Origin of the sequence: Flavobacterium sp. SLB02 (genome assembly GCF_009664855.1) — a bacterium.
In the GTDB taxonomy this organism is placed as follows: domain Bacteria; phylum Bacteroidota; class Bacteroidia; order Flavobacteriales; family Flavobacteriaceae; genus Flavobacterium.
Map to the genome: position 1 here is coordinate 2468416 of NZ_CP045928.1, position 24071 is coordinate 2492486.

21 protein-coding genes are annotated in these 24071 nt (G+C 34.5%); 12 read left to right on the forward strand and 9 right to left on the reverse strand.

The window, feature by feature from the left end:
• The first annotated feature begins 316 nt into the window (after nucleotides 1-316).
• From GIY83_RS09300 to GIY83_RS09335, 8 genes are all read left to right on the forward strand, one after another.
• Nucleotides 317-979, forward strand: coding sequence for a response regulator transcription factor (locus tag GIY83_RS09300; protein WP_208686526.1), 663 nt, complete (start codon nucleotides 317-319; stop codon nucleotides 977-979).
• A gap of 185 nt (nucleotides 980-1164) precedes the next feature.
• On the forward strand, nucleotides 1165-3522 hold the full coding sequence (locus GIY83_RS09305) for a glycoside hydrolase family 3 N-terminal domain-containing protein (protein ID WP_208686528.1): 2358 nt from the start codon (nucleotides 1165-1167) through the stop codon (nucleotides 3520-3522).
• A 17-nt stretch (nucleotides 3523-3539) separates the two neighbouring features.
• Entirely contained in the window at nucleotides 3540-4628 is a 1089-nt protein-coding gene (locus GIY83_RS09310; protein ID WP_208686530.1) for a PCMD domain-containing protein, read from the forward strand.
• Nucleotides 4621-5424, forward strand: a complete 804-nt coding sequence (locus GIY83_RS09315; protein ID WP_229029264.1) for a porin family protein — start codon at nucleotides 4621-4623, stop codon at nucleotides 5422-5424. The genes GIY83_RS09310 and GIY83_RS09315 overlap by 8 nt, the downstream gene beginning before the upstream one ends.
• A gap of 289 nt (nucleotides 5425-5713) precedes the next feature.
• Nucleotides 5714-5917 carry a hypothetical protein gene (locus GIY83_RS09320; protein WP_194614794.1) on the forward strand — a complete coding sequence of 68 codons (204 nt, stop codon included), beginning with the start codon at nucleotides 5714-5716 and terminating at the stop codon, nucleotides 5915-5917.
• A 65-nt stretch (nucleotides 5918-5982) separates the two neighbouring features.
• Nucleotides 5983-6630: an SRPBCC family protein gene (locus GIY83_RS09325; protein WP_208686532.1), complete on the forward strand. Its 648-nt coding sequence runs from the start codon at nucleotides 5983-5985 to the stop codon at nucleotides 6628-6630.
• Between the two features lie 305 nt (nucleotides 6631-6935).
• Complete coding sequence (locus GIY83_RS09330) at nucleotides 6936-8078, forward strand: glycoside hydrolase family 76 protein (RefSeq protein ID WP_208686534.1); 1143 nt, start codon at nucleotides 6936-6938, stop codon at nucleotides 8076-8078.
• Between the two features lie 99 nt (nucleotides 8079-8177).
• Nucleotides 8178-9317 (forward strand): aldose epimerase family protein, encoded by a 1140-nt coding sequence (locus GIY83_RS09335; protein WP_208686536.1) that lies wholly within the window; start codon nucleotides 8178-8180, stop codon nucleotides 9315-9317.
• A 5-nt stretch (nucleotides 9318-9322) separates the two neighbouring features.
• Here the strand turns inward: GIY83_RS09335 and GIY83_RS09340 are convergent, their stop codons facing one another.
• Together GIY83_RS09340 and GIY83_RS09345 are read right to left on the reverse strand one after the other, a co-directional pair.
• Nucleotides 9323-10684 (reverse strand): HAMP domain-containing sensor histidine kinase, encoded by a 1362-nt coding sequence (locus GIY83_RS09340; RefSeq protein ID WP_208686538.1) that lies wholly within the window; start codon nucleotides 10682-10684, stop codon nucleotides 9323-9325.
• A complete protein-coding gene (locus GIY83_RS09345; RefSeq protein ID WP_208686540.1) occupies nucleotides 10681-11370 on the reverse strand; it encodes a response regulator transcription factor in 690 nt (229 codons plus the stop codon). The genes GIY83_RS09340 and GIY83_RS09345 overlap by 4 nt, the downstream gene beginning before the upstream one ends.
• A gap of 264 nt (nucleotides 11371-11634) precedes the next feature.
• On the opposite strand from GIY83_RS09345, the gene GIY83_RS09350 reads away from it, so the two are divergent.
• The 4 genes from GIY83_RS09350 to GIY83_RS09365 all read left to right on the forward strand — a co-directional run bounded on the left by GIY83_RS09350 (nucleotide 11635) and on the right by GIY83_RS09365 (nucleotide 14747).
• Complete coding sequence (locus GIY83_RS09350) at nucleotides 11635-12963, forward strand: hypothetical protein (protein WP_208686542.1); 1329 nt, start codon at nucleotides 11635-11637, stop codon at nucleotides 12961-12963.
• Between the two features lie 12 nt (nucleotides 12964-12975).
• Entirely contained in the window at nucleotides 12976-13395 is a 420-nt protein-coding gene (locus tag GIY83_RS09355) for a Dabb family protein (protein WP_208686544.1), read from the forward strand.
• Between the two features lie 29 nt (nucleotides 13396-13424).
• Nucleotides 13425-13898, forward strand: coding sequence for a hypothetical protein (locus tag GIY83_RS09360; RefSeq protein WP_208686546.1), 474 nt, complete (start codon nucleotides 13425-13427; stop codon nucleotides 13896-13898).
• 267 nt (nucleotides 13899-14165) lie between these two features.
• Entirely contained in the window at nucleotides 14166-14747 is a 582-nt protein-coding gene (locus GIY83_RS09365) for an XRE family transcriptional regulator (protein ID WP_208686548.1), read from the forward strand.
• A gap of 308 nt (nucleotides 14748-15055) precedes the next feature.
• Here the strand turns inward: GIY83_RS09365 and GIY83_RS09370 are convergent, their stop codons facing one another.
• The 7 genes from GIY83_RS09370 to GIY83_RS09400 form a co-directional block, all read right to left on the reverse strand.
• Nucleotides 15056-15739, reverse strand: a complete 684-nt coding sequence (locus GIY83_RS09370; RefSeq protein ID WP_194614797.1) for a phosphonatase-like hydrolase — start codon at nucleotides 15737-15739, stop codon at nucleotides 15056-15058.
• 2 nt (nucleotides 15740-15741) lie between these two features.
• Nucleotides 15742-16899, reverse strand: coding sequence for a TIGR03364 family FAD-dependent oxidoreductase (locus GIY83_RS09375; RefSeq protein ID WP_208686550.1), 1158 nt, complete (start codon nucleotides 16897-16899; stop codon nucleotides 15742-15744).
• Nucleotides 16883-18181, reverse strand: a complete 1299-nt coding sequence (locus tag GIY83_RS09380) for a DUF5690 family protein (RefSeq protein WP_208686552.1) — start codon at nucleotides 18179-18181, stop codon at nucleotides 16883-16885. The genes GIY83_RS09375 and GIY83_RS09380 overlap by 17 nt, the downstream gene beginning before the upstream one ends.
• 5 nt (nucleotides 18182-18186) lie before the next feature.
• The gene (locus GIY83_RS09385) at nucleotides 18187-19278 is read right to left on the reverse strand and encodes an alkaline phosphatase family protein (RefSeq protein ID WP_208686554.1); all 1092 of its coding nucleotides are present in this window, start codon (nucleotides 19276-19278) and stop codon (nucleotides 18187-18189) included.
• A gap of 33 nt (nucleotides 19279-19311) precedes the next feature.
• Nucleotides 19312-20667 (reverse strand): aspartate aminotransferase family protein, encoded by a 1356-nt coding sequence (locus GIY83_RS09390; RefSeq protein ID WP_208686556.1) that lies wholly within the window; start codon nucleotides 20665-20667, stop codon nucleotides 19312-19314.
• Nucleotides 20668-20910: 243 nt separating this feature from the next.
• Nucleotides 20911-22551, reverse strand: a complete 1641-nt coding sequence (locus GIY83_RS09395; RefSeq protein ID WP_229029266.1) for an alkaline phosphatase family protein — start codon at nucleotides 22549-22551, stop codon at nucleotides 20911-20913.
• Between the two features lie 7 nt (nucleotides 22552-22558).
• Nucleotides 22559-24064, reverse strand: coding sequence for a SusD/RagB family nutrient-binding outer membrane lipoprotein (locus GIY83_RS09400; RefSeq protein WP_208686558.1), 1506 nt, complete (start codon nucleotides 24062-24064; stop codon nucleotides 22559-22561).
• Nucleotides 24065-24071: the final 7 nt, after the last annotated feature.

Consider the following 24071-nt stretch of genomic DNA (forward strand, 5'->3'; position numbering starts at 1 on the left):
CTATAAATACATTCAACTCAAAATAATATAGAGTTTTGAATGATATATCGTATTTGTAATCTTTCAGTTTCAAATTCTGCTTGTTTTTAAATTTATAGCATAAATAAGATATGCTCTACAAACTTAAAATTAAACCAATTTGACTAGATAATGAAGAAATATTTACAAGGAAAATAGATTCAAATTAATTAATAAAATTAACAACTCTATTACAAGATCGATTTATAAAAAGCTAATAAAATGTTATTTATTTTATAGATATTTTACTACATTTATAATATTATTAATCTTTTTTATTAATTTTTATTATTTAAGGATGATTAAAGTTGGAATTACAGAAGATTACAAATTTCTGGCACAAGGGCTTTCTTGCACCACATTTTGGCCTGAGCCGGTTCAGGTAACATTTAAAGTAAACTGCCCTGAAAAATTATTAGATGATTTACATGAAAATCCCGTAGATGTACTCTTTGCAAGCCATGCTTTAATTCATTGCATTACTGTTGCCTTTTATGGACAGTTAAAAGAATATTTTCCAGACATACGGATAGTCATTTTTAATTTATTTGATCAAGAAAAAAACATGCTTATCAGTTCAAATTCAAATGAGCTTAAAAAGTTTGATAAGACTAAAAAATTATTGATACGAACAGCTAAAGAAATTTTTATTGGTCCGCATATTGTATTTGATGAAAATCATGATCCCGAAGGTTTTTTAAAAAAATTCAAACTTTTTGTTCAGGGGAAGTTTAATTTTAATGATGTAGCATACATTTCTCTTCGGGAAAAATACATCATAAAACTGGCGGCAAAGGAACTTTGTGCAAAAGAAATTGCAGAAGAGTTACACATTAGCTTACGCACTGTAGAGGTGCATAAAAGAAATCTTATGAATAAAACTAATTCCAAAAACTTTATTGGAGTTATTTTATATGCTCTTACAAACAGAGTAATGACTTTGGAAGAAATATATGATTAGATTTATTTTGTCTATTCAAATAAACCTGAAGTTTTTCATATTACGGGAATTAGCTATAAATAGTCTTGTATCATAATACGTGAAAATACGTATTGAAATTTTTAATTAGATAAATTAAATTTGATTTACCCCACTACAAATCTCTTTTAATATTCATTTTTTCTAAATCTAAAATCCTGAAAATCATGAAAAATCTATCTTGTTTATTTTTATTACTAATATTATTATGCTACACACAGCAAACTATGGCACAGAAAAAAACAAATTCTAAATCTTCTAAAACAGCCTTTTTATATACAGATGCCGAAATAGATCAACTATTATTAAAGCTCACCGATGAGGAAAAAGTTTCTTTAGTTATTGGAAGAGGAATGGACAATGTTGGAAACCTGGGTGTAATAGACGGAAGGGTTCCCGGAGCTGGAGGACAAACGCATGATGTAAAACGGTTAGGAATTCCGGACATTATTGTTTGCGACGGGCCTTCGGGAATTCGTATCAATCCTATACGCGAAGGAACCAAAAAGACTTTTTATGCTACTGCATTTCCATCAGAGACTGTTTTAGGATCTACATGGAATAAAGAACTTGCAAGAGAAATAGGTAAAGCTTTAGGAACTGAGGCCAAAGAATATGGAATTGATGTATTATTAGCTCCTGGCGTTAATATACATCGCAATCCTCTGGGAGGAAGAAATTTCGAGTATTTTTCTGAAGACCCTGTGTTATCAGGTGTTATAGCAATGAATTTAATCAATGCCGTTCAGGAACTTGGTATTGGCACATCTCTAAAACATTATGCTGCTAATAATGCTGAACATAATCGTCTATTTAGTAACTCATTAGTTAGCGAACGCGCGTTAAGAGAGTTATATTTAAGACCTTTTGAAATTGCAGTTAAAGGTGCACAACCCTGGACTATTATGACTTCCTATAACAAAATAAATAACATATACACAAGTGAAAGACGAGATCTAAATTATCAGCTTTTACGTGAAGAATGGGGCTTTAAAGGACTTGTTATGACAGATTGGTACTCTGGTTTTCCTAGCGTGGAGATTATTCGCGCTGGAAATCAATCTAACGATGTGTCTGCTCAAATTCGATCCGGAAATGATTTAATTATGCCGGGTTCCAAGATTCAATTAAAAGCCGCATTAGAAGATGTAAAATCTGGAAAGCTTTCAAAAAAAGACTTAGACTTTGCAGTACGAAATGTTTTGCGTCTGGTTTCTAAATCTCCAACTCCACTAAAATATAAGTATAGTGATGCACCAAATTTAGAAGCACACAAAAGTTTGTCTCGTAAGATTGCTGCAGAAGGAACTGTGATGCTGAGAAACGATAATACACTTCCTCTAGTTTCAAATACACGTATTGCAACATTTGGCGTAGGATCCTATCATTTGGTTGTGGGAGGTACAGGCAGCAGTGAAGTGGCAACAGCTTATAATGTGCCAATATACAAAGGCTTACAAAATGCTAAATTTAATCTGTACAAACCTCTGCTTGACAAATATGTTCCATATGTAGAAGAAGAAGAAAAAAAAGATATTGAGCGCCGAGCTAAACTTAATGTATTGGCTCCATTGGGTGTCATAGAACAACTAAATATTACAGATAAAGAATTAGCCGATGCTGCAGCTAATACTGATGTGGCAATTCTAACTTTTGGACGTAATTCTGCAGAAGAGCAAGATCTAAATGTTGACACTGAATACAACTTAAATAAAGAAGAAGAATCATTATTAAATCGTGTTTCAAATGTCTATAAAAAACAAAATAAAAAAGTCATTGTTGTCATGAATATAGGAAGTGTTATGAATACATCCTGGAGTGATAAAGTTGATGCGATTTTAGTAACCTGGTTTTCAGGCACCGAAGGAGGAAATGCATTAGCAGACATTGTTAGTGGTAAAGTAAATCCTTCTGCCAAAACTACTGCAACTTTTCCTAAGTCTTATAGTGATGTTGCTTCTGCTGTAAGTTTCTTTGCCTCTGAAGCTTCAGATCATCGGGACATACGATATACAGAAGGAATTTATGTAGGTTACCGTTATTACGATAGCTTTAATATCGAAACTGCCTATCCGTTTGGATTTGGTTTATCATATACCACTTTTAATTATAGTGAATTAAAATTAGATAAACAGGAGTTTAAAGATAATGTCAAGGTTTCTGTAAAAATTACCAACAACGGAAAAGTAGCCGGCAAAGAAATTGTTCAATTATATATAGTAGCTCCCAAAGGAACTATAGATAAACCTGCTAAAGTATTAGTTGATTTTGGAAAGACAAAACTTTTACAGCCTGGAGAATCAGAGATTATACAATTATCAATAGGGCCAAAAGAAATTGCTTCTTTTTATACCGAAAAAAGCCAATGGATAGCTGATGCAGGAACTTATAACGTTTTAATTGGAAAGTCTAGTAAGGACATCGTTTTAAAATCTGAATTTAGTATTAAAAATACACTAGTTATAGAAAAAGTTAAGTCTGCCTTTAATGAGCATCTTGATTTTTCGGATTTAAAAAAACCATAACTTTTACATGTAACACTATGAAATCTTTCTTTTACTTTTTTATTATAATTAGTTGCTTATTTTGTTTTTCCTGCATAAAAGATGAGCTTCCTAACGCTGAAGCTGATATTGTATCTTGTGAAGTCGATAGTGAGATTCTTAAAAAAGATCCAATTATTCAAAATGAACGCATCCAGATATTTGTTAAAGCTTTTGCTGATTTAACATCGCAAGCTCCTGTTTTTACCTTATCACCAGGCGCTACAATTTCACCAAAAAGCGGAACAACATTAGATTTTACAAACCCTCAATTCTATACCGTAACATCAGAAGATGGTCATTCTCAAAAAACATACGAAGTTCAATACATAACTTCTGCGATAGGATCTAAATATAGTTTTGAGCACGTACGTACCGAGAATAATAAATTTGATGTTTTTTATGAAATAAATCAGGAAAATCAAAACATAATGGATTGGGCAAGTGGAAACGCTGGCTTTAGTTTAACCGGAACAGCCTCAAATGCTGATGATTATCCAACATCGAGATTAACTGCAGGTAAAGAAGGTCAGGGAGTAAAATTAATAACCCGTTCTACAGGAGCTCTAGGTGCAACTATGGGTAAACCACTGGCTGCCGGAAATATCTTTATGGGAGAATTTGATTTAGCAAGCTCTATTATCAATCCGCTAAAAAGTTTACGTTTAGGAATGCCAGTCGAATTTGTGCCTTATGCTGTAAAAGGTTTTTTTAAGTATAAAGCAGGAAATGTATACAAAGAAGGAAACACTGAGAACCCTAATAAAAAAGATACCTGGGATTGTTACGCAATATTTTTTGAAACAGATTCTAATCTTAAATATTTGGATGGGACAAATAAATTTACTCATGAAAATATTATAGCAATTGCACGTATTTCTCCTGAAGCAAGAATTGAAACTGAAGAATGGACTTCATTTCATATCCCTTTTGTTTTTAGCAATAATTGGGCAATTGATCAACAAAAACTGGAAGATGGAAAATACAGTATAACATTAGTATTTACTTCTAGCATTGATGGAGATACTTTTGCTGGCTCCGAAGGAAGTACTTTGTTACTTGACGAAATAGAAATAATTCATGAATAAAATAGATAAAATGGTAAAATTAAATTTTTTAGTTTTTCTGGTTCTCTTTTTTGGAAACTGTAGAATTTCAAATGCACAGGAAAATAGTACACAGAATCTTAAAATACATCAGGACAGCATCGTTTTTCAAATACGAACAGGTATCAATATAGGAGGTTTTACTCCAATGCCATTACCGGCAGAAATTAGAAAAATTAATAAATTCAATCCAAAGCTAAATTTTAGTGTGGAAGGAAGTGCTACATACTGGTTTGGAAAAGAGAAGAAATCCTGGGGAATTAAAACGGGTATTAGACTTGAAAATAAAGCAATGGAAACAGATTCAGATGTTAAGAATTACGGCATGGAGATTATTGGCGAAAATGGAGAAACTGTAGCAGGTAACTGGACTGGAGGTGTAAACACTCAGGTTGACAATTCTTATATAACTATTCCAATATTGGCCACATATGCTTTAAATGAGAAATGGGAATTTTCGCTGGGAACTTTTTACTCTTTACTAATAGAAAAAGATTTTTCCGGTTATGTATACGACGGTTATCTTAGAGAAGGTGGTCCAACAGGTAATAAAGTTGTTTTTAGCGGAGATAAAACTGCTACTTATGATTTTTCAAATGAATTAAGAAAATTCTCTTATGGTTTAGAAGTTGGAAGCAATTGGAATGCCTCCACCCACTTAAATGTATTTGCAAATTTAACCTGGGGATTAAATGATATATTTAAATCTGATTTCGAAACCATTACTTTTGGATTGAGACCCATTTACCTAAACCTCGGATTTGGTTATGTTTTTTAATATTAAATTTCAAAAACAAATTAGTTAACCATTTTTTAAATACCACCAACAATACAGAACTTTACTAATAGTTCATAGCGGACATAAAAACTAAAATCCTGTTTCTAAACGAAATGGGATTTTTTACTTTTTATAAATCCCTGATAATTAAAGAACTCTTACTTAAAATTCTATAAGAACAAATAATCCTGTTGTTCTTAATTTTGAATTAGCCATAAGATCTGATATACAGAACCTAATCTTATGGCAGCGATAAGAATCTGAATTAATACATTTTAAACACACTGATATGATAACAGACGACAACAAAAATTACCATCCGGGAGATCGTAATTTAATGCAGGATTTACAAAATCAGTTGCAACCTGAAAACTTTAATAGTGAAGATAACCATGATCTAAATCAGGACTCTCAGGAGGAAGAGGAGACCAATAATCCGGAAGAGAACTTTGATGAGAATTACAGCGAATCTGAAAATTTTGCAACCGATTAATTTTCGAAAATAAGTAAAAAACAAAACGCGTAATCTTAAGATATTTAATTATAAAAACATACAATATGGGAACTCAATCAGCATCTAACAGCATAGCCAATGTTTCAACATTGGAGAGAATATTAATGATTACCAGCGGATCTTACCTTTTATACAAAGGACTTTCGCAGGAAAATAAAAGTATCGCTAAAATCAGTTCCGGCGGCGCAATGCTTGCCAGAGGGATTAGCGGGTACTGCCCGGTTTACAGTGCGGTAGATCATTTAAAAAACGACAAACCTTCGAATGTGAACATCAGAACAAGCGCCGTAATCAACAAACCCATCAGTGAAGTATATGCTTTTTGGCGCAATCTCGAAAATCTGCCTAAATTCATGAATCACTTAGAATCGGTTAAAACAATAAGCGAAACTAAATCTGAGTGGACTGCAAAAGGTCCGGGAGGTATTGGAAAGCTTACATGGAACGCAGAAATCATCAAAGATCAAAAAGAAAAACTTCTAAGCTGGCAATCTCTTGCAGATGCTTCGGTTAAAAACTTCGGAAAAGTAATCTTTAAAGCCAACGGAAAAAATACAGAAATAGACATAACTATTTCATATCGCGCTCCACTAGGATTGGCGGGTGAAGGTGCAGCGAAACTGCTCAACCCTTACTTTGAGAAAATCGTAAACGATGATATCAAAAACCTTAAGTTGTATCTCGAATCATAATACCAAAGTTTGGTTTCAGACTTTTATATAAAGCCTTTTAGATTAAATTCTAAAAGGCTTTTTGCTAGTATAATAACACATTATATTCTAATGGATTGTAAATGTGTAATCTTCGTTCACCAATCCCCTGCTTCATTAAAAGATAAATACTAAAAAACCGATTTAGAAACAATATTGGTAAAAATAATAGCAATCTGTATTTTTAATTTCAAAATACTAAAACGTTTTAGTGAATTTGCTTTGTAAGTTTCAAAATAGCTAACCATTCACCTCAAATAATAAATAACCACAAATATTTACAGATTATGACTAATCAAAAAAAGAGTTTAGTACTTATTGCAACAATAGTATTGTTTTCAAGTTTTTCAGAAATAAAAAAGACTACCAATTCGAAAAGTAATTTTTACAAAGAAGAAATGGAGCAGCTCCACTCTGCCATTGAGAAAAATTTTCATGATCCGGTTTCCGATTATTACTTTGTTGATTTAGATCCTGCTAAAAGAGAAACGAAATTTGGTCATAAAAGAGAATATAGCTGGCTATGGGCGCTATGTGCCATGTTTGAAGCTACAAATGAAATTGAAGAAGTAGATAAAAAAGCTAATTTAGTAGATAACATCGTAAAAAGTATGCAGCCTTACTACGATCCGGCACCTCCTAAACCGGGATATGGAGAATATATTGTAAAACTAAGCCAAGGCCAAAGATATTACGATGACAACCAATGGATTGGAATAACTGCTTTGGATATTTATGAAAGGAACGGGAAGAAAGAGTATTTTGATTTAGGAAAATCGATGTATGATTTTATGATGACAGCATCAGACTCAAAATTAGGCGGTGGATTGTACTGGCGGGAAAATGATTTCGAAACTAAAAATACCTGCTCAAATGGGCCCGGAATTATAGTGGCTCTTAAAATGTATAAAGCAACAAAGAAAATAGTATACCTTGATAATGCATTGAAGATTTACAATTGGACAAATGAAAAGTTACAAACTCCTACAGGCTTATTTTATGATAATATAAAAGTAAAAGATGGCAGTATAGGGAAAACGATGTATTCATACAACACAGGAACAATGCTCCAGTCTAATGTATATTTGTATGAAATAACAGGGGATAAAAAATACCTAAAAAAAGCAAATGAAATAGCAGACGCTTCTTTGCTTTATTTTTACGGAGGCGACAAATTTAGAGACGGTTACTGGTTTAATGCTGTTTTATTGCGCGGTTATCAGCATCTTTTAAAATATAATAAAGATTTAAAATACATTTCAGGATTCAAAAAGTGTCTGGATAATATCCTGAAAGAAAACAAAAATGAAAAAGGATTATTTGCTGCAAACGACGGTGTCTATAATTTAGTAGAGCATGGCGGAATGCTCGAAATATTAGCGCGATTCGCCTTTCTTGAAGATCATTACAGTTTATCAAAACAAAAATAATCAACTTATATCCAAAGCTTTATTGGCAAAGAATATGGCGTAATCACAAGTAAGCCAAAACCTTGTCATTAAAATGAATAACAAATACCACAAAACATCATGAACAAATTTCAAATCACTGTCTACTTATCTTTTTTAGCTCTGGCATTCCTGGTAACTGAGAATGCATTTTCTCAAAATACGAAGTTAGCTAAGAAATCTTTTATTACTAAAGAGAAAATCGGACAGGTTCAGGGACAGGATGTTTTCGAGTATACTCTGCAAAATAAAACAGGAATGCAGGTTCAGCTTCTTACTTACGGCGCTGCAATTACCAATATTGTAACGGCGGATAAATATGGTAAAATGAGCAGTGTGGTACTGGGTTTCGATTCAATTGCTCATTATGCGGGTAAAGAAAACTCGTTGATGGGTTCTACAGTTGGTCGCGTTGCTAACCGAATTGCAAACAAAAAATTCACACTTGACGGACACGAATACACATTATCTTCTGATATTCACGGAGGTGTTAATGGTTTTGACAAACGTATTTGGAAATCCAAAGAAATATCAAAAAAGAATGAACTTTCTGTTGAAATGACTTACTTTAGTAAAGATGGCGAGGAAGGTTTTCCGGGGAATTTAGCAGTCTCGGTAACTTTTACACTCAAAAATAATAATGATGTGGTTATTGATTATAAAGCAACTACAGATAAAGCCACTCCGCTTGTATTAACGAATCACACCTATTTTAATCTTTCGGGCGGAAAAGAGACTAAAACACTAAATACAGAACTAACCGTTCTCGCTGATCAATTTTTGGAATACGGAGACGGCAGCATGCCAACCGGAAAGATTCTGACTGTAAAAGAAATGCCATTCGATTTTACTTCGCCTAAAACTATTGGCAAGGACATAGAAAAAGTACAGCAATATACTAATGGTTACGATGTGACTTTTGCTTTGCGAAACCAAACCGGTAAATTAGCCCTGGCAGCAAAAGCTTTCGAACCATTAAGCGGAAGAGTATTAGAAGTGTATACGACTGAGCCTGGAGTTGTATTTTATTCCGGAAACTGGTTAAACGAAAAAGTAAAAGGACGCAACGGTGTTCCTTATACCAAAAATGGCGCATTCTGCCTCGAAACACAACATTACCCCAACTCCATCAATACACCTGCTTTTCCAAATACTGTTTTACGACCTAAGGAAACCTTTAGTTCTCAAACTATTTACAGATTTCTTGTTCGTGATCACTAAAAAGATTATACGTGCAGCGTAACTGTAAATGTTGTTCCTTTCCCCACAACAGAAGTAACATCAATTAAGGCGTTATGCAGGCTTATGATCTGTTTTACAACTGATAATCCAACACCATAACCTATTTCGTAGTTTTTGTTTTTTCCGCGGTAGAATAAATTGTAGATCTGTTCCAGATCTCCTTCAGGAATACCAATTCCGTTATCAGAAAAAGTGAGGATAATTTTATCTGCAGAAGCATTTATGTCGACGTGACAGGCATGGTCTGCAGAATATTTACAGGCGTTTTCCATAATATTCGAAAAAGCGATTTGCAGTAAATACGGATTACCAAAGTAATTGTAGAAATTCGCATCATTATCATCCAGATTCGTATAACTTATACCTATCCTGTATTTTACATCTTTTTTATTTAATAGATTTAGTTTGGCATCTACCAAAACCTCATCTATTCGAATATCCGACATCTTTATTTGAGATCGGTCATAATTGGCACGGGCAAAATCAAGAAGTGCCGTAGAAAGCTGAGAAACATGATTTGCTTCTTTTAAAGCATTATCTAATGATACTTTATAGTCATCAATGGTTCGGTTAAGTTCTTTTCCGAGTTCAATTTCGGCAATTAAAATAGAAAGCGGTGTACGGAATTCATGCGATATGGTCGTTACAAAATTTCGATGATTATTAAAGGATTTCTCTAATCGGTTAAAAGTAGCATTAAAGGTCTGAGTGAGCTCATAAAGTTCGTCCTTCGCTTTTGGTACAATGATTCGCTTATTAAGATTATGCTCAGATATATCTCTAATTTGAAAAATAATATCTTTTAATGGTTGTAATGTGTAATAGGAAAATCCAAAACCAATTATAAAGATCAAAACAATAGAAGTAAAATAGACATAAAGTAAATTCTCCTTAAAAGCATTAATATGATTGAGGCCGGTTACATCTGTTGCTCTTCCAACGATATAAAATTCCCTGTTATTATCTGTGTACAAAATACCCCTGTATTGGTATTTATCATCAGACCAGTTTAGGTATCGATTCTTTTTTATAGAGTGCAATATTTTTTTACTACCCAGCGGCGGCATATTATCAGAAAAATAAAGATTAAAGTTACTGTCATAAACACTTATATCGGCCTCGTTAAGTACTTTCTTGTTTTTGGTGTGCAGGAATTTTATAAGTTCTTTATCGATTTGAGCATCAAATATAAACTCGGCGCGCCAGGTTATTTTATAATCAAGACGGTCAAAAAATTCATCTTTTCTGTTTTTTTCAGATACAAAATAAACGCTATACGCAAAAACAAAAAGAATAAAAGCAGTTAAAATAGCATAAGCCAGAGCGGTACGGGTTACTAATTTCATATCTTATTGCTTAAAATAAATCCCATACCCACTTTAGTATGAATTAGTTTCTGCTCGAAACCTTTGTCAATTTTTTTTCTCAAATAAGCAATATAAACGTCGATATAATTGGTTCCGGTATCAAAATTATTCCCCCAGACATTATCAGCAATTTCATCTCTTGTAAGAAGCCTCTCGGGATTCTGCATCATAAAGTGCAGTAAATTAAACTCTTTTGGAGTGAGGTTAATAGTTACCCCTTCTCTGTAAATAACTTTCGTGCGTTTGTCCATTACAAGGGTATTGTAGGTAATTTGAGTCGTTTCTTCTAAATTACTTACTGTATCCTTTTTACGATGAAGCAAAGCCTTAACTCTTGCATACAACTCCCGTATTTCGAAAGGTTTAACTAAATAATCATCGGCTCCGGCATCAAAACCTTCAATTTTTTCGTCGATAGTTCCCAAAGCAGTCAGCATAATAATAGGGATTCTTATTCCTGAATGACGAATCTTTTTACAAAAAGCAATACCATCCATTCCGGCCAGCATAATATCTGTGATAATCAATTCAAAATCAATTTTCTCTAAAAGTATAAGTCCTTCTTCTGCTTCTTCTGCAATATATACCTGATACCCCTGACTTTCGAGTCCGCGTTTAAGCAATGCTGAAACCCGACTGTTGTCCTCCACTATTAAGATCTTCATTTGTATCTATTTCATTTTTAAATCCGAATCAAATTTACGACAATATTTTCTTTTTCTAAAAGGCCGATAGCTGTGCCTTGCTTATCCCTGCACTAAAAAATTATTGATTATCAATTATTTAATTTAAAAACAGCCCGTTTTCTAATAACATTCTAAAGCCTTTCTAATACTTTTCTAATAACCCAAAGCCTACGCTGAATCTACCTTTGTCATGTCAAAAACAAGTAGCGATTGCTACTAAACAAAATGTAAATTTTAACTAAAATGAAAACAGGTTATTTAAAAATTGGGATATGTTTTTCTCTGCTAACAGGGTTAATCAACACGGTAAGTGCCCAAAAAAAGAACGATTTTGGAAACCCTACACTTACACATTATCTAAACGACGAAAAAACACGCTCGATATCATTTAGCGGTTATGCTGAATTATGGGCACGTTACGCAGAGCTTAACCCCGGAAGTCTGGTAAACGGCGAACAGGTAAACAGTATATCAGACTTATCATTGCGCAGAGTAAGGGTAAAAATGGCTTATCAGCCTACAGAAAAATTTACTTTTATTCTACAAGGAGGTTTAACGAATGTAAACGTAGCTTCTAAAACAACACCGGCTCTTGAACTTTTGGATGCTTACGCAGAATATAAATTTAATGATATTATAGCTGCCGGTGCCGGACGATCTACCTGGAGAGGATTATCGAGGTTTACTACAGGACCTTTAAACACATTATTATACGATTTACCTTCTTATGCTACCGGAAATGCCGGTATATCTGATGAAACAGTAAGAGAGTTAAGTGTTTATGCAAAAGGACAAATAGGTAAGTTGGATTATCGTTTGGTGATTGCAGATCCTTATACCAACGTTAGCGCTGATCCGCAGTATAATGTTGCAACCTTTAGTAAAACGCATCCTAATAAAGACTATTCCGGTTATTTTAAATATGAGTTTTTCGAATCAGAAAACAACTCTTCACCATTCCATTCCGGAACGTATAGTGGTAAAAAGAAAGTACTTGCGTTAGGAGCGGGATTCGAATACATGCACAATGCATTATGGCACTTAGATGAAACAAAAACAACTATCAATGATGATGAAAAAAGCTTTGCCGTTGACCTTTTCTATGATACGCCAATCAACAAAGAACGCGGTACCTCTTTTAGTGCTTATGCCATGGCTATGAATAATAATTATGGTCCTAACTATGTACGCTATTCCGGTGTGAGTAATCCTGCAAGCGGTGTAAATACAGCTGAAAGCAGCCTTAACGGAGCTGGTAATAACTCACCTGTAATAGGAACCGGTAATACATATTATGTACAAATTGGCGGTACACTACCCTACTTCAACAAAGACAAAAACAATCTGCAGTTACAGCCTGCGGCAAGTGTCATGCTTTCTGATCTTGATGGTCTTCATGACAAAGCTTTGACTTATGATGCTGGTGTATCATTACTAATGAATGGTATGTCGTCAAGGCTGACTGTTGATGCCCAAAATCGTCCAATCTACGCTTTGAATAATCTTGGTCAGGCTGATGTATCAGACCGAAAATGGCAGTTTGTTTTAAAATACAGAATCGACTTTAATTAAAAATCTATTATTATGAAACGAAGAAATTTTATTATCACATCAGCCAGTGCAGGAGCACTAGCGCTTGTCGGGGAAAATGTATTGGCAAATCCTGTAAATGAAACAGCCTCAAAAACTAAAACAGTTTATTTTCACTATCTGTTATTTTGGCTTAAGCCTGAACTTACGCCGGCTCAGATAAAGGATTTTGAGAACTTTTTTGAAGGACTTAAAAAACTGCCTTACGTAAAAAATGTACGTTATGGCGGACCTGCAAACTCAACGCCACGACCTGTAATGGACAATTCTTTTACCTACAATGCTTCTATGGAATTTGATTCTCTTGAAGACTTAGAAACCTACGGAAAGCTTGACGGACATCTGGCTTTGGTAGCCAAATACAAACCATTTTTTAATAAAATGATGGTTCACGATTCAGTATACAATCAATAAACAATAGTACTTTTAAATTAATATCAAAAATGAAAAACTTAGTAAAAGGATTTATCCTAATTTTGGCTATTATGTCAGTAACCAGCAATAACGCACAAGAACACAAAAAAGTTTCAGTAAAAGTGATGGAAAAAGAACCTGAAATTACTGCTTACCGTCTTATGAATAATCCTGACGGTACATGTGCATTCGAAAAAGGTACTATTCCGTCGTTAAAGCACATGAATACGGCTTCTTTCTGGTATAGCAATAAAACAGAAGAATGGGAAAAAAATGCGCATCCGGCACCAAGAAAACAATATGTAATAACCGTAAAAGGCAAAATCAGATTTAAGGTTTCTGACGGAAGTACTTTTATTATAGAGCCAGGTGTAGTATTACTTGCCGAAGATCTTAAAGGAAAAGGTCACAGCTGGGATATGGTAGACAGTGATGTTTGGGAAAGACTATACATTCCGATTACTGAAAATTCAGATGATCTTTTTATGCCTGAATCGAAATAAATTCAGACATTAAATTAAGATGCAAGCTGCTTTTTGTTCTTTATTAATTTGAAAATATTCCAATCATTTCAAATTTTATACAAAATAGCTGGTATCTTGTACAATACGAATAACTATCTTAAAGCCTATTTCTAATGAGATAGGCTTTTTTCAAATTAATTATCCCGGAGCTAAACTATAGGGCAAACCACTTTATCAACTTTTGATATAAAAACTTCTTTTTTATCTCAAGTTAAATTTGCATATTCGTAATAAATACCATTTGGAATGAACGACTACTTAATTGGGATAGGAAAAAGAATAAAGGATATTAGGAAAAAGAACAAAAAAACAATCAGCACAGTAGCGAATGCAGCTAATGTGAGTAATGGTTTGATATCCCGAATTGAAAATGGAAGAACCATACCATCGCTTCCTGTTTTATTGAATATTATCAATGCCTTAGAAATTGAGGTTTCTGATTTCTTTGAAGGAATGCCAAAACCTACCGGAGAAAACTATATTGTTTCCCGCGCTGAAGATAATTCTATTATAGAAAAAGAAGACGATGCAAAAGGATTTACCTATCAGTATATTTTTGGAAAACAGCTTTCATCCATTGGTTTTGAAGCCGTTTTGCTGGAAGTAAAACCCGATTCTAAAAGGGAAAAAGTCGAAACAGATGCTTTTGAATACAAGTATATGCTCTCTGGAGAATGTGTTTATATTATTGGAGATGATGAAGTATTAATAAAAGAAGGTGACTCGATATTTTTTGATGGAAGGATTCCCCATGTTCCTATAAACCGAAGTCAAGCCACCGCCAAGATGTTAGTTTTATATTTCTTTTTTAATACACAAACAGAATAAATTCTAACTTTTTTAAGTTCTCTTTTTATAGCTTGAATTATTAATAAAAAGCTTTGCATCTCTGCGCCTTTGCAAGCAAATTTCTCGCTGCTAAAAAAATTTTCATGATTTAATCTAGCAAAGACGCTAAGTCGCAAAGGTTTTGAATTAGATTCTTTTTGAGTTAGCAATTCTTTGCCGAAGTCAATAAAAAATCTTCTTAAAATTTATTGCTTTTTTATTTACTGTCTTTCCTAATTCTTTTTTAAAACAAAAAACTCCTCCTCATCAAGGGTAACAAGGAGGAGTAAAAAAACAACAACTTATTTCTACAAGAGTATCGCTCTTAATTCTGTCAAACTATTTAATATAATAGTAGGATTTGCATCCTGAATTTGTTCTCTGGTTTGTGCGCCTGTCAAAACTCCTGCCGTCATACCGCAATTGGCACTTTTTCCTTCCTCAATATCAATTGCAGAATCGCCTACTTTCAGTACTTTTTCAGGATCTTTTATTCCGGTAATTTCCATCGCTTTCAAAATCATATCTCCGTCAGGACGTCCATTTTCAACGTCATCAGATGTTACCATAGCATCAATGGTTTCGCCTACTGACCACCCTAATTTTGTAAGCAAATTATTGGCGGTAATACAATCATATCCCGTATTTAAAACGACTTTGATGTTATTATTTCTTAAATCATTAAACAGCGTTTCTGTACCTTCAAAGCTTTTTACAGCTAAATTGGCATAAGCCGTTTCCAGTGCAGGCTTAAAATTAGAAAATGCTTTTTGAGCTGTTGCTTCAACAGTATCAGAATCAGTACAATTTGTTAGAACATCAAAAATCGCCTGGTATTTTTCCTTACCGGCTCCGTAATTCAAAACTTCGTTTAATGATACGGCATAACCTTCATCATTAATTACTTTTTGAACTGTTTTATACACTACATTTCCTTCATCTACAGTTGTTCCGGCCATATCAAATACTACCAGTTGTATTTCTTGCTTCATTCTTATTTATTAAAGATTTTAATTATATTTTCTTTTGAAAAACCGGCACTTCCGGTCATTCCCTTTCCTCCTATTCCTGTTATAATATGAATGTTTTCGCCTATTGTATGTTCAAAAACATCTTTGGTCTTACACTGAGAATACATACCAAACCATCTGTTTTGAATTTCATAAGTAGGCAAATCGATAATTTTTTTGGCTTCTTCGATCATGAAATTGTCAATATCCATATCAAGATTAAAACCTAAATCATCGATATTTTCTGCCGATGCATATTGATGTGAATCTCCTAAAATAACCGATCCGTCTGCTGCTTGTTTAAAGAGAATATGTACACCCCATTTTTTTTCTAAAGAGTTGGGATCTTCTTTCGATTTAATATCTTTAAAAGAAGCACATTCATAAAAAGATTCATAACGCCTGATAGACAATCCTGTCAAAATTGATCCGTCTAGTTTATAATTCTTCTGAGGCTTGGTTTGCAGCATTTGTAATTTTGAAACCTCCAGATCACTTTTAGAAAACACTTCAGGATATAAGTTTTTAAAGTCATTGCCGTTGCAAATAATTACTTTTTTGGCAAAATAATTATCCTTTGATGCGCTTTCTAAAACAACTCCATTCGGTAAATTCTCACAATTTAAAATCGTTGTATTGGTGATTAATTTTAACCCCAAATGCTTACTCATATATTCCTGAAGCCTGTAGATCATTGTTCTGGGCTCGACCGTAACTTCTTCCGGAAAAAACAATCCTACTTTTACATAAGCAGCATTTAATCCCGGATATTTATCCAGGCATTCTTTTTTATTGAATAAAACCGAAGCATAATTATTGGCTTTATTAATCTGAGCCAACTCTTCGATAAGCTGTACTTCCTCATCATTTGAAGCCAAATAAACCGAGCCGTTTTGTCTGACAGAAATATCAAACTGACTTTGTATTTCTTTATAAATCGCCAAACTTTCTCTACCGTAAGTTTGCCATTTCGAATCCATTCCGGAAGGTACTACCTGCCCAAAGTTTTGAATTGTAGCACTTTTAGGCATTTTGTCTTTTTCGATAACGGCAACTTTCATTCCTGCTTTTAAGGCATGGTAGGCATGAAAAGTTCCCAGAATACCGCCGCCTATAACGATTAAATCATATTGTGTTTTCATTTAAAACGAATTGATAATTTATATTTTGTTTTTTAATTTTCTTCTTTTTTCTGTTTAGGTAAATCATAGAACTTACCGTTACAAGGATTCCCATAATGGCAATTAAGTACGCGCCATCCATAAAAAAATCTAACCAGGACAAATTGGGCTGCCCAAAGTTTTTGTACAACAGTACGGCAACACTTCCTAAATATCCAAAGGCATCGGCGATGTAAATAAAAAATCCTGCGTTTCCTTTTATTTTAAAAGCTGCTATAAAGCGATCGAAAAACAAACAATTAAAAGGAACATAACAAATGTATAAACCAAAACCGGACACCACCATCCAGCTAAACGGACTAATATTTTGCGTATGAAATAAAAAAGTAGAAACACCAATAGAGGCTGAACCCAATAAAAGCAATATCTGATAAAAAAATAATGCTTTCATATTGTCTCGAAAATAGAATGCCGCTCCTAAAACCAATAATACAATAAAAGCCACTATAATTTCTGAACTGGTATAAACTCCTATATCGTCTTTATAACCAATACTATCCCATAATTCGCGGGCAAAATTATCCCTGAAATCCCTGAAAGCAGTGAGATAGGTATAAAACAAAACCCAAATCGTGATAGGAAATAAATACTGCAACAAGACCTTTTTTCTATCTTTATTCGTCATTGGTATACGCTCTGAACGCAAAGCAATATCTTCTGTCGATGGTTTTGGAATTCTTTCTAACATCCAGGCAAAAAACAATAAAGGTCCCACAAATAAAAGACCTGTAATGGCCGGCATCCAAAACTCAGAAAAATGCAAAGAATCCATCACAAAAAAACCGGCTGATTTTACTACTCCGCTCGAAACAATAAAACTCGTACTTAGGGCAACGCCTAATATTTCGGTAAATTTTCTTCCTTCGAGATACGAAAAAACAATTCCCCAAATCATTCCTAACGGCACTCCGTTAAGAAACATAAAAAGTATATTATACGGTTTTGGGACTAAAGCAAAAAGTACCAAAGCGATTTCGGCAATGCCTATTAAACACAACAAATAAAATATTCTTTGGTTTGCTTTAAGTTCTGAAATTATTTTGATTCCTATGAACTTAGAAATCACATAACCAATTACCTGAGCAATTATTAAAAGTATTTTATAATCGATATGAAAGACTTCTAAACCTTCGAATGTAGCGACTGTAAAAGGCTTTCTAAAAGCATACATACAAAAATATACCCCAAAAGAAGCCACAGACGCATTCAAAACAAAAGGTATATTTGACTTTTTACGCTCCATTTGAATTATTTTTTAAGGATTTCTAATGGCTGACCTTTCATTTGAGCATCCTTTGCAGTATTAAAAAACTGCAATATCGTTGGCGCAATTTGATTACTGTAAAGCTGTTCTTTTGCTGTTGCTTCTCCAATTGCCTGAACACCATTCCCAAACACAACTAACCAAACCTGATCTGCTCCGTTTACTTTAGAACCATGATCCCTCCATTGTTCTAATGGTTCTGTTCCGCGGCCGTGATCTGTCGAAATAATAAAAATAGTATTGTCTTTATAAAAAGAATCTTTTTGGGTAAATTTCCATAAATCTTCAATTAATCTATCAGCAGTATTTGCTGATTTTAAATACGCCTGATAATTGCCATCATGTGCAAAATCATCTGTTTCTCCGTAAGAGATGTAAACCAGTTCCGGATGTTCTCTTTTCATGTATTCTAATGCATAATTTGAAGTAAAAGCATCAAATCGAACAGAATCCCACGGTGAAGGTACTTTTGGCTGCAGCTCATTTAAAAACACTTCCCTATCTGAAAGCTTATTTCCTTTTACCGTTTCAAAACCGGCATTTACAGGTATTCCAGAACGTTCTTTATTAATAATAAACGGAAAAACATCCCAGCTCCCAAAAGCGGCAACTTTACCTTTATATTTAGAAAGCATATTGATTTTCTCTAAAACTGTAGTATTAGGATTGTTGAATTTATCATTACTGTTAATTTGTTTATCATCAGCCGATCCGGTCAAAATCTCATTGTAACCCGGATAAGAAAACCACATTGTATTGGTCAGATTTACATTACTGCCTAAGGTTCTGTTACCATGCAATTGTCCCATTTTGGTAACCTGATTCCAGAAAAAAGGCATTAAAGCAGATCTTCTTTCCTGAGGCGTGTTTCTCCAAAATTTTTCTTTTACTGCTGTGGTATCTTCTGCATACTTTTTTATAATTAACTTGCTGTCAGCTCCGCTAAATAATTCCTGCCAGCGAAAACCATCTAAAGTAATGAGTACTATTTTGGGATTCTTTACCGCTTTTTTTTGCTGTGCTTCTGCTCCTAAAGCACTAAAAACACATAACGCTGTTACAATTAGTTTTTTCATTTTATTTATTTTTTAATCATTAAATCATTTTTTTTAAGCTTCAAATAAAAGTTCCTTCAGACTTTCTTCGAGTATATTTAATGCCGTTTGAAGTTCTTCTCTTGTAATGGTTAGAGCAGGTGATAATTGCAAAACATTACCTGCAGATACTTTAAAACTCAATCCTCTTTTCAAACATCCGTACATTACTTTTTCTGCTTCGTCTATCGCTTTTTCTTTAGTTGTTCTGTCTTTTACTAATTCTACTGCCCACAAAAGGCCTTTTCCTCTTACATCGCCAATAACTGTATATTTCTCTTTGAGTTTTTGCAGTGATTCTTCCATAAAAAGAGCGTCTTTATTTACCTTTTGCAAAAGATCTTCGTCTTCTATAAATTGAATGGTGGTTAAAGCTGCAACAGATCCAAGCGGACTTTTTTCATGCGTATAATGTCCCAGAGAAATGTCACCAAAAACATTATAATCGTCTCTGGTCAAAATCGCTGCTTGGGGTATAATACCGCCGCCTAAACCTTTGCCAATGCATAGAATATCAGGCTCAATATTATAATGTTCAAAGGCAAACATTTTTCCTGTTCTGCCTAATGCGATCGGGATTTCGTCTAAAATCAATAAAACGCCGTATTGTGAACACAATCTTCTGGCTTCTTTCCAGAAGTTTTTCGACGGAATCTGAACATCGGTATTTCTTATGGTTTCGGCGATAAAAGCACCTATATCATTTTCTTTAGAAAAAACATATTCTAAATATTCTAAACACTTTTTTTCGTTATTTTCGAAAATACCACGATAACTTGTTGGCGGAGGAATACGTTCTACGCCCGGCATCATTGGTCCCATGTATTCTCTAAAAACAGATTCTCCTCCTACACTTACGGCATCTAAAGAAGCTCCGTGAAAAGAATCCCAAAACGAAACTACCTTAAACTTTTTAGTCACCGCCCTGGCCAGTTTAAGCGCAATGCCTATGGCAGAACTTCCGTTGGGAGTCAGCAATACGCGATTTAGATTTGACGGACATAACGAAGCCAATTTTTCGGCAAAATCAATTGCGGGTTTATTGGTAAATCGTCTTGGAGAAAAAGGAAGTGTTTGTAACTGCTCAATAAGATTTTCGATCAATTTGGGGTTTGCATACCCAATTTGGTGTACGTTGTTTCCGTGAAAATCCAGATAGGTTTTTCCGGCAATGTTTTTTATAGAAGCTCCTTTGCAGGATTCTAAAACGTCTAAACATGGAGTCGACATGGCCTGATGCAAAAAATAACGCGCGTCTTTTTCTAACAAATGCTTTGTTTGGTCGTCATTTTCAGAGGCATTCCAGAGCGTTCTTTGTGACGTTAGGTTTATATCACCTTCTGTTTTTTTATTGGTATTGAGATTATTCATTTAATCGAATTTGATCCTTTTTATTATTGTTTATAATTGCTCTTTGTTAGTTCTGCAATAGGACATTTAACATATAGTCTTTTCTCGCAAATTGAGCAGATTGAGCAGATTTCCTTTTTTATAATTCTCTTTTTTATAATTTGAAATATTAGCTTCGACTTGTGCCGTTAGTTGCGTACCTATGGCACGCTAAATCTATTTCTGTTCCGGTTTTCTACCAATATTTAGTACCTAAAGGCGCATTTATGGCTTAAAAATCGAGGGCGGAATAATTTGTTTGGCTATTCCTGCTGTTTCATAATAAACATCTAACCAGCCTCCGCCTCCGCCATTAAACCAAACAACTTCCAGAGGATAATTTCCTGGTTTCAGCTTCATTTCGCCTGACTTTTCGATTATGCCATGATCACCGTCATTATTGGCAACAACCTCATTGTTAAGTTTTAAAATACTGCCATCATCTGATCGGGTATAAAACTTATACGTTCCTTCTTTTTCGATAGTTATTGTGGTTTTAAACCTTACAACAGTATTATCCCTGATCTTCTGGTTGATTTCTTCGGAACCTATTTCGAAACAATTTCCTTTTTCGTTAGGACTCAAATTGTCTAAAAATGGGATACTGCTTAAATTGGATAAATAGAATATCTCATAAGAAACCGGAGCGGAAAAACCAGCCGGAATCACTCTGAAAAAAGCCTCACTTACCAAACTTACAATACTTCCGTTTTTGAAAATGGCGCTTTTTACCACTGTATTTTTAAGGGTTTTAAAAGAGTTTTTGTACAAAAGAGATTTTCCTGTAGGCATTGATCCGTCTGTAGTGTATCGAATTTCTCCTTCACCGCTTGGGTTTTCGATGATCACTTCGGCCTGACCGGTAAATAAACCGCCTGCCCTTTTGCTTAAAACGGCTGTGGGTAGAATTACAGGTTCTTTAAATCTTTTTATAAGCGGATAATTGTCTTTTTGATTATATCCCTCAAAAGCATTTTTAACAGGTCGCCCAATACAAGCCATTGGCATTTTTAAACCTAGAGCAAAAGCTACAGTTGCGGCATTATCATATTGGTAAACAGGAAATTCGATCGTATAATTTTTCTTCACTGATTTTCCCCAGACAATAAACGGAATCTCGACTTCCTGCAGCGATTCTCCGCCATGACCTTTACCTAAACCCCCATGATCTGCACTTACAATTACTACGGTTTCATTGGCCATTGCTGAGCTTGTTATTGCCTGCAAAACCTCGCCCAATAAAACGTCTGCTTTTTCTACTGATTTGTAATATTCAGGGCTTCCATGACCATATTCGTGTCCCGCATGATCGACGTGATCAAAGTGTATGAAGGTAAAAACAGGTTGTTTCGATTTTATATAATTGCTGGCTGCAAGTGCCGTTTTTTCTTCTGTTTCCGTATTAATATCGTAGTTAACAGCGCTTTTTTCGAAAAGTCGTCCAAAACCTGACCAATGATAAATTGCGCCTATTTCGGCATTTTTTTTCTGATCGTGAATCAATTTAAAAATGGTTGGAAAAAGAAAATCTTCGCCCTGCACAACTGTAGGAAGAACAAAATTATTTTTCTCCCAATCGTTAGACGTTATTCCGTGTTGTTCCGGTCCTGCGCCCATAATCATCGTAGCCCAATTGGTACTCGAGCTCGATGGCAATACCGCTCTTGCGTGCATAGTCGAAGCACCTTCTTTCATTAATTTATGAAAATTTGGGGTATTGGCATTTTCAATTCCGTTAGGGCTTAAACCGTCAAAACCAATGACTACAACATGTTTTACAGCCTGAAATTCTTTCTTATTCTGAGAAAAACAAGACCATAGCGAGAATATCGCTATGATCATGATTGTATTTTGGGTATGTTTCATTCTGCTATTATTTTAGAAGCCACATTACAGCGTTAATATCATCTGTACCTCCATATTGTCGGGCTAATGCGGCTTTTACATTTTCGGAATTGTTGTCAAATTCTCCCTGAGAATATTTCCATCTCATCGGGATTTTTCCTCCGTTTTTATTCGCCGGCCCCACATTAAAAGCAGGAATTCCTGTTCTTCTGAAATTGAAGTAAGCTTCTCTTTCAGAATTTTGAAAAAAGGCTACGTACTTTTGCGTTAAGATTTGTTCTAAACCGTTTGCATTATTTCCTTTATAAACAATATTTGGGCTGGCTAAAAAAGTTGTAATATCTGCACTGCTCACGGCATAAAAATCCATAGATGCTTTTATTCCTTTGTTGTAAAAATCAGCGGCATCACCGGCGATCCATCCTCTGTTTATCGCTTCAGCAATGATAAACTGCTGCTCTGCGTAACCAATTAAAGTATAGGCTTCCCCAACATAAGAGCTGTAATATCTTTTTTCGTTAGGATAAGACAATTTTCCCTGATCTGATGCTACCTGCATTGGTCCTTGCTCATCTCCTGTATTCGCAGCTATATAAGCATTCATATTTAGAGGATCTGCACTGTTAAAATAAAAAGCAGCAGGATCGGCAACTTTGTATATTCTGGGATCATTATTCGCTTTTAGAATATTCAAATAAGTTCCGGCCATAACATTTCTGTTTCGGTTACGACCAAAGTTTCCTGGATTAAAAGGAAAATTGTTCAGGTTTTCATCCGAAAAATTTCGTTTCATATTGTCCTCAATTCCTGTCATTAAAGGATATTTTGACGGATTTTCGATCATTTGCTTCAACTCACTGGTAACATTTATATCTGCTGTTTTTTTGCTTAAGCTGATTAATACTCTTAAATGAAAAACATTGATTGCTTTTTGCCATTTGTCAAGATCTCCGTTGTATAAAAAATCACCTTCGACAATACCGGTTCCTACTTCAGCCTTTGCTGCTGTAATTTGATCATTAGCATCGTTTAGGAGTTTTAAAACTTCGATGTATACGTCTTTCTGAGTATCGTATTTTGGCTGAGTTACTGGCGTGCTGCTATTTGCTTTTAATGCGTCTGACATTGGAATGTCTCCCATTCTTTTTGACATATAGTCGAAGAAATAAGCCTTGAAAAATTTAGCTAATGCGCCATATTTATTCTTGGAATCCAATTTTGCAGCTTCTTTTTCCATTGCCATAACATTAGATAAAGTCGTATAACGCAAAGGCCCTGAACCCCAATTGTAATCTTGTTCTCCGTAGTAATCAAATGAAATTGCCCAGAACTGGTTGTCCCTTTGCGCACCTGACCAAGGCCCTTCGTCATCTACATTATTCATTACTCTTAAAACCTCTGTTAAAAGCATCGACGGAGGAACGCTTGTCGCTTTGTTTGGATCATCGGCTAAATCTTCAAAATTTGTACAAGATCCTGCAATCAAAACCATTGCAACAATCAATATAGCCTTATATAGTTGTATTGTTTTCATTTTTACT

Bases quoted from the DNA above. Each gene is read 5' to 3' on its own strand.
- GIY83_RS09300 (WP_208686526.1), top strand. From the start codon at position 317: ATGATTAAAGTTGGAATTACAGAAGATTACAAATTTCTGGCACAAGGG.
- GIY83_RS09305 (WP_208686528.1), top strand. From the start codon at position 1,165: ATGAAAAATCTATCTTGTTTATTTTTATTACTAATATTATTATGCTAC.
- GIY83_RS09310 (WP_208686530.1), top strand. From the start codon at position 3,540: ATGAAATCTTTCTTTTACTTTTTTATTATAATTAGTTGCTTATTTTGT.
- GIY83_RS09315 (WP_229029264.1), top strand. From the start codon at position 4,621: ATGAATAAAATAGATAAAATGGTAAAATTAAATTTTTTAGTTTTTCTG.
- GIY83_RS09320 (WP_194614794.1), top strand. From the start codon at position 5,714: ATGATAACAGACGACAACAAAAATTACCATCCGGGAGATCGTAATTTA.
- GIY83_RS09325 (WP_208686532.1), top strand. From the start codon at position 5,983: ATGGGAACTCAATCAGCATCTAACAGCATAGCCAATGTTTCAACATTG.
- GIY83_RS09330 (WP_208686534.1), top strand. From the start codon at position 6,936: ATGACTAATCAAAAAAAGAGTTTAGTACTTATTGCAACAATAGTATTG.
- GIY83_RS09335 (WP_208686536.1), top strand. From the start codon at position 8,178: ATGAACAAATTTCAAATCACTGTCTACTTATCTTTTTTAGCTCTGGCA.
- GIY83_RS09340 (WP_208686538.1), bottom strand. From the start codon at position 10,684: ATGAAATTAGTAACCCGTACCGCTCTGGCTTATGCTATTTTAACTGCT.
- GIY83_RS09345 (WP_208686540.1), bottom strand. From the start codon at position 11,370: ATGAAGATCTTAATAGTGGAGGACAACAGTCGGGTTTCAGCATTGCTT.
- GIY83_RS09350 (WP_208686542.1), top strand. From the start codon at position 11,635: ATGAAAACAGGTTATTTAAAAATTGGGATATGTTTTTCTCTGCTAACA.
- GIY83_RS09355 (WP_208686544.1), top strand. From the start codon at position 12,976: ATGAAACGAAGAAATTTTATTATCACATCAGCCAGTGCAGGAGCACTA.
- GIY83_RS09360 (WP_208686546.1), top strand. From the start codon at position 13,425: ATGAAAAACTTAGTAAAAGGATTTATCCTAATTTTGGCTATTATGTCA.
- GIY83_RS09365 (WP_208686548.1), top strand. From the start codon at position 14,166: ATGAACGACTACTTAATTGGGATAGGAAAAAGAATAAAGGATATTAGG.
- GIY83_RS09370 (WP_194614797.1), bottom strand. From the start codon at position 15,739: ATGAAGCAAGAAATACAACTGGTAGTATTTGATATGGCCGGAACAACT.
- GIY83_RS09375 (WP_208686550.1), bottom strand. From the start codon at position 16,899: ATGAAAACACAATATGATTTAATCGTTATAGGCGGCGGTATTCTGGGA.
- GIY83_RS09380 (WP_208686552.1), bottom strand. From the start codon at position 18,181: ATGGAGCGTAAAAAGTCAAATATACCTTTTGTTTTGAATGCGTCTGTG.
- GIY83_RS09385 (WP_208686554.1), bottom strand. From the start codon at position 19,278: ATGAAAAAACTAATTGTAACAGCGTTATGTGTTTTTAGTGCTTTAGGA.
- GIY83_RS09390 (WP_208686556.1), bottom strand. From the start codon at position 20,667: ATGAATAATCTCAATACCAATAAAAAAACAGAAGGTGATATAAACCTA.
- GIY83_RS09395 (WP_229029266.1), bottom strand. From the start codon at position 22,551: ATGAAACATACCCAAAATACAATCATGATCATAGCGATATTCTCGCTA.
- GIY83_RS09400 (WP_208686558.1), bottom strand. From the start codon at position 24,064: ATGAAAACAATACAACTATATAAGGCTATATTGATTGTTGCAATGGTT.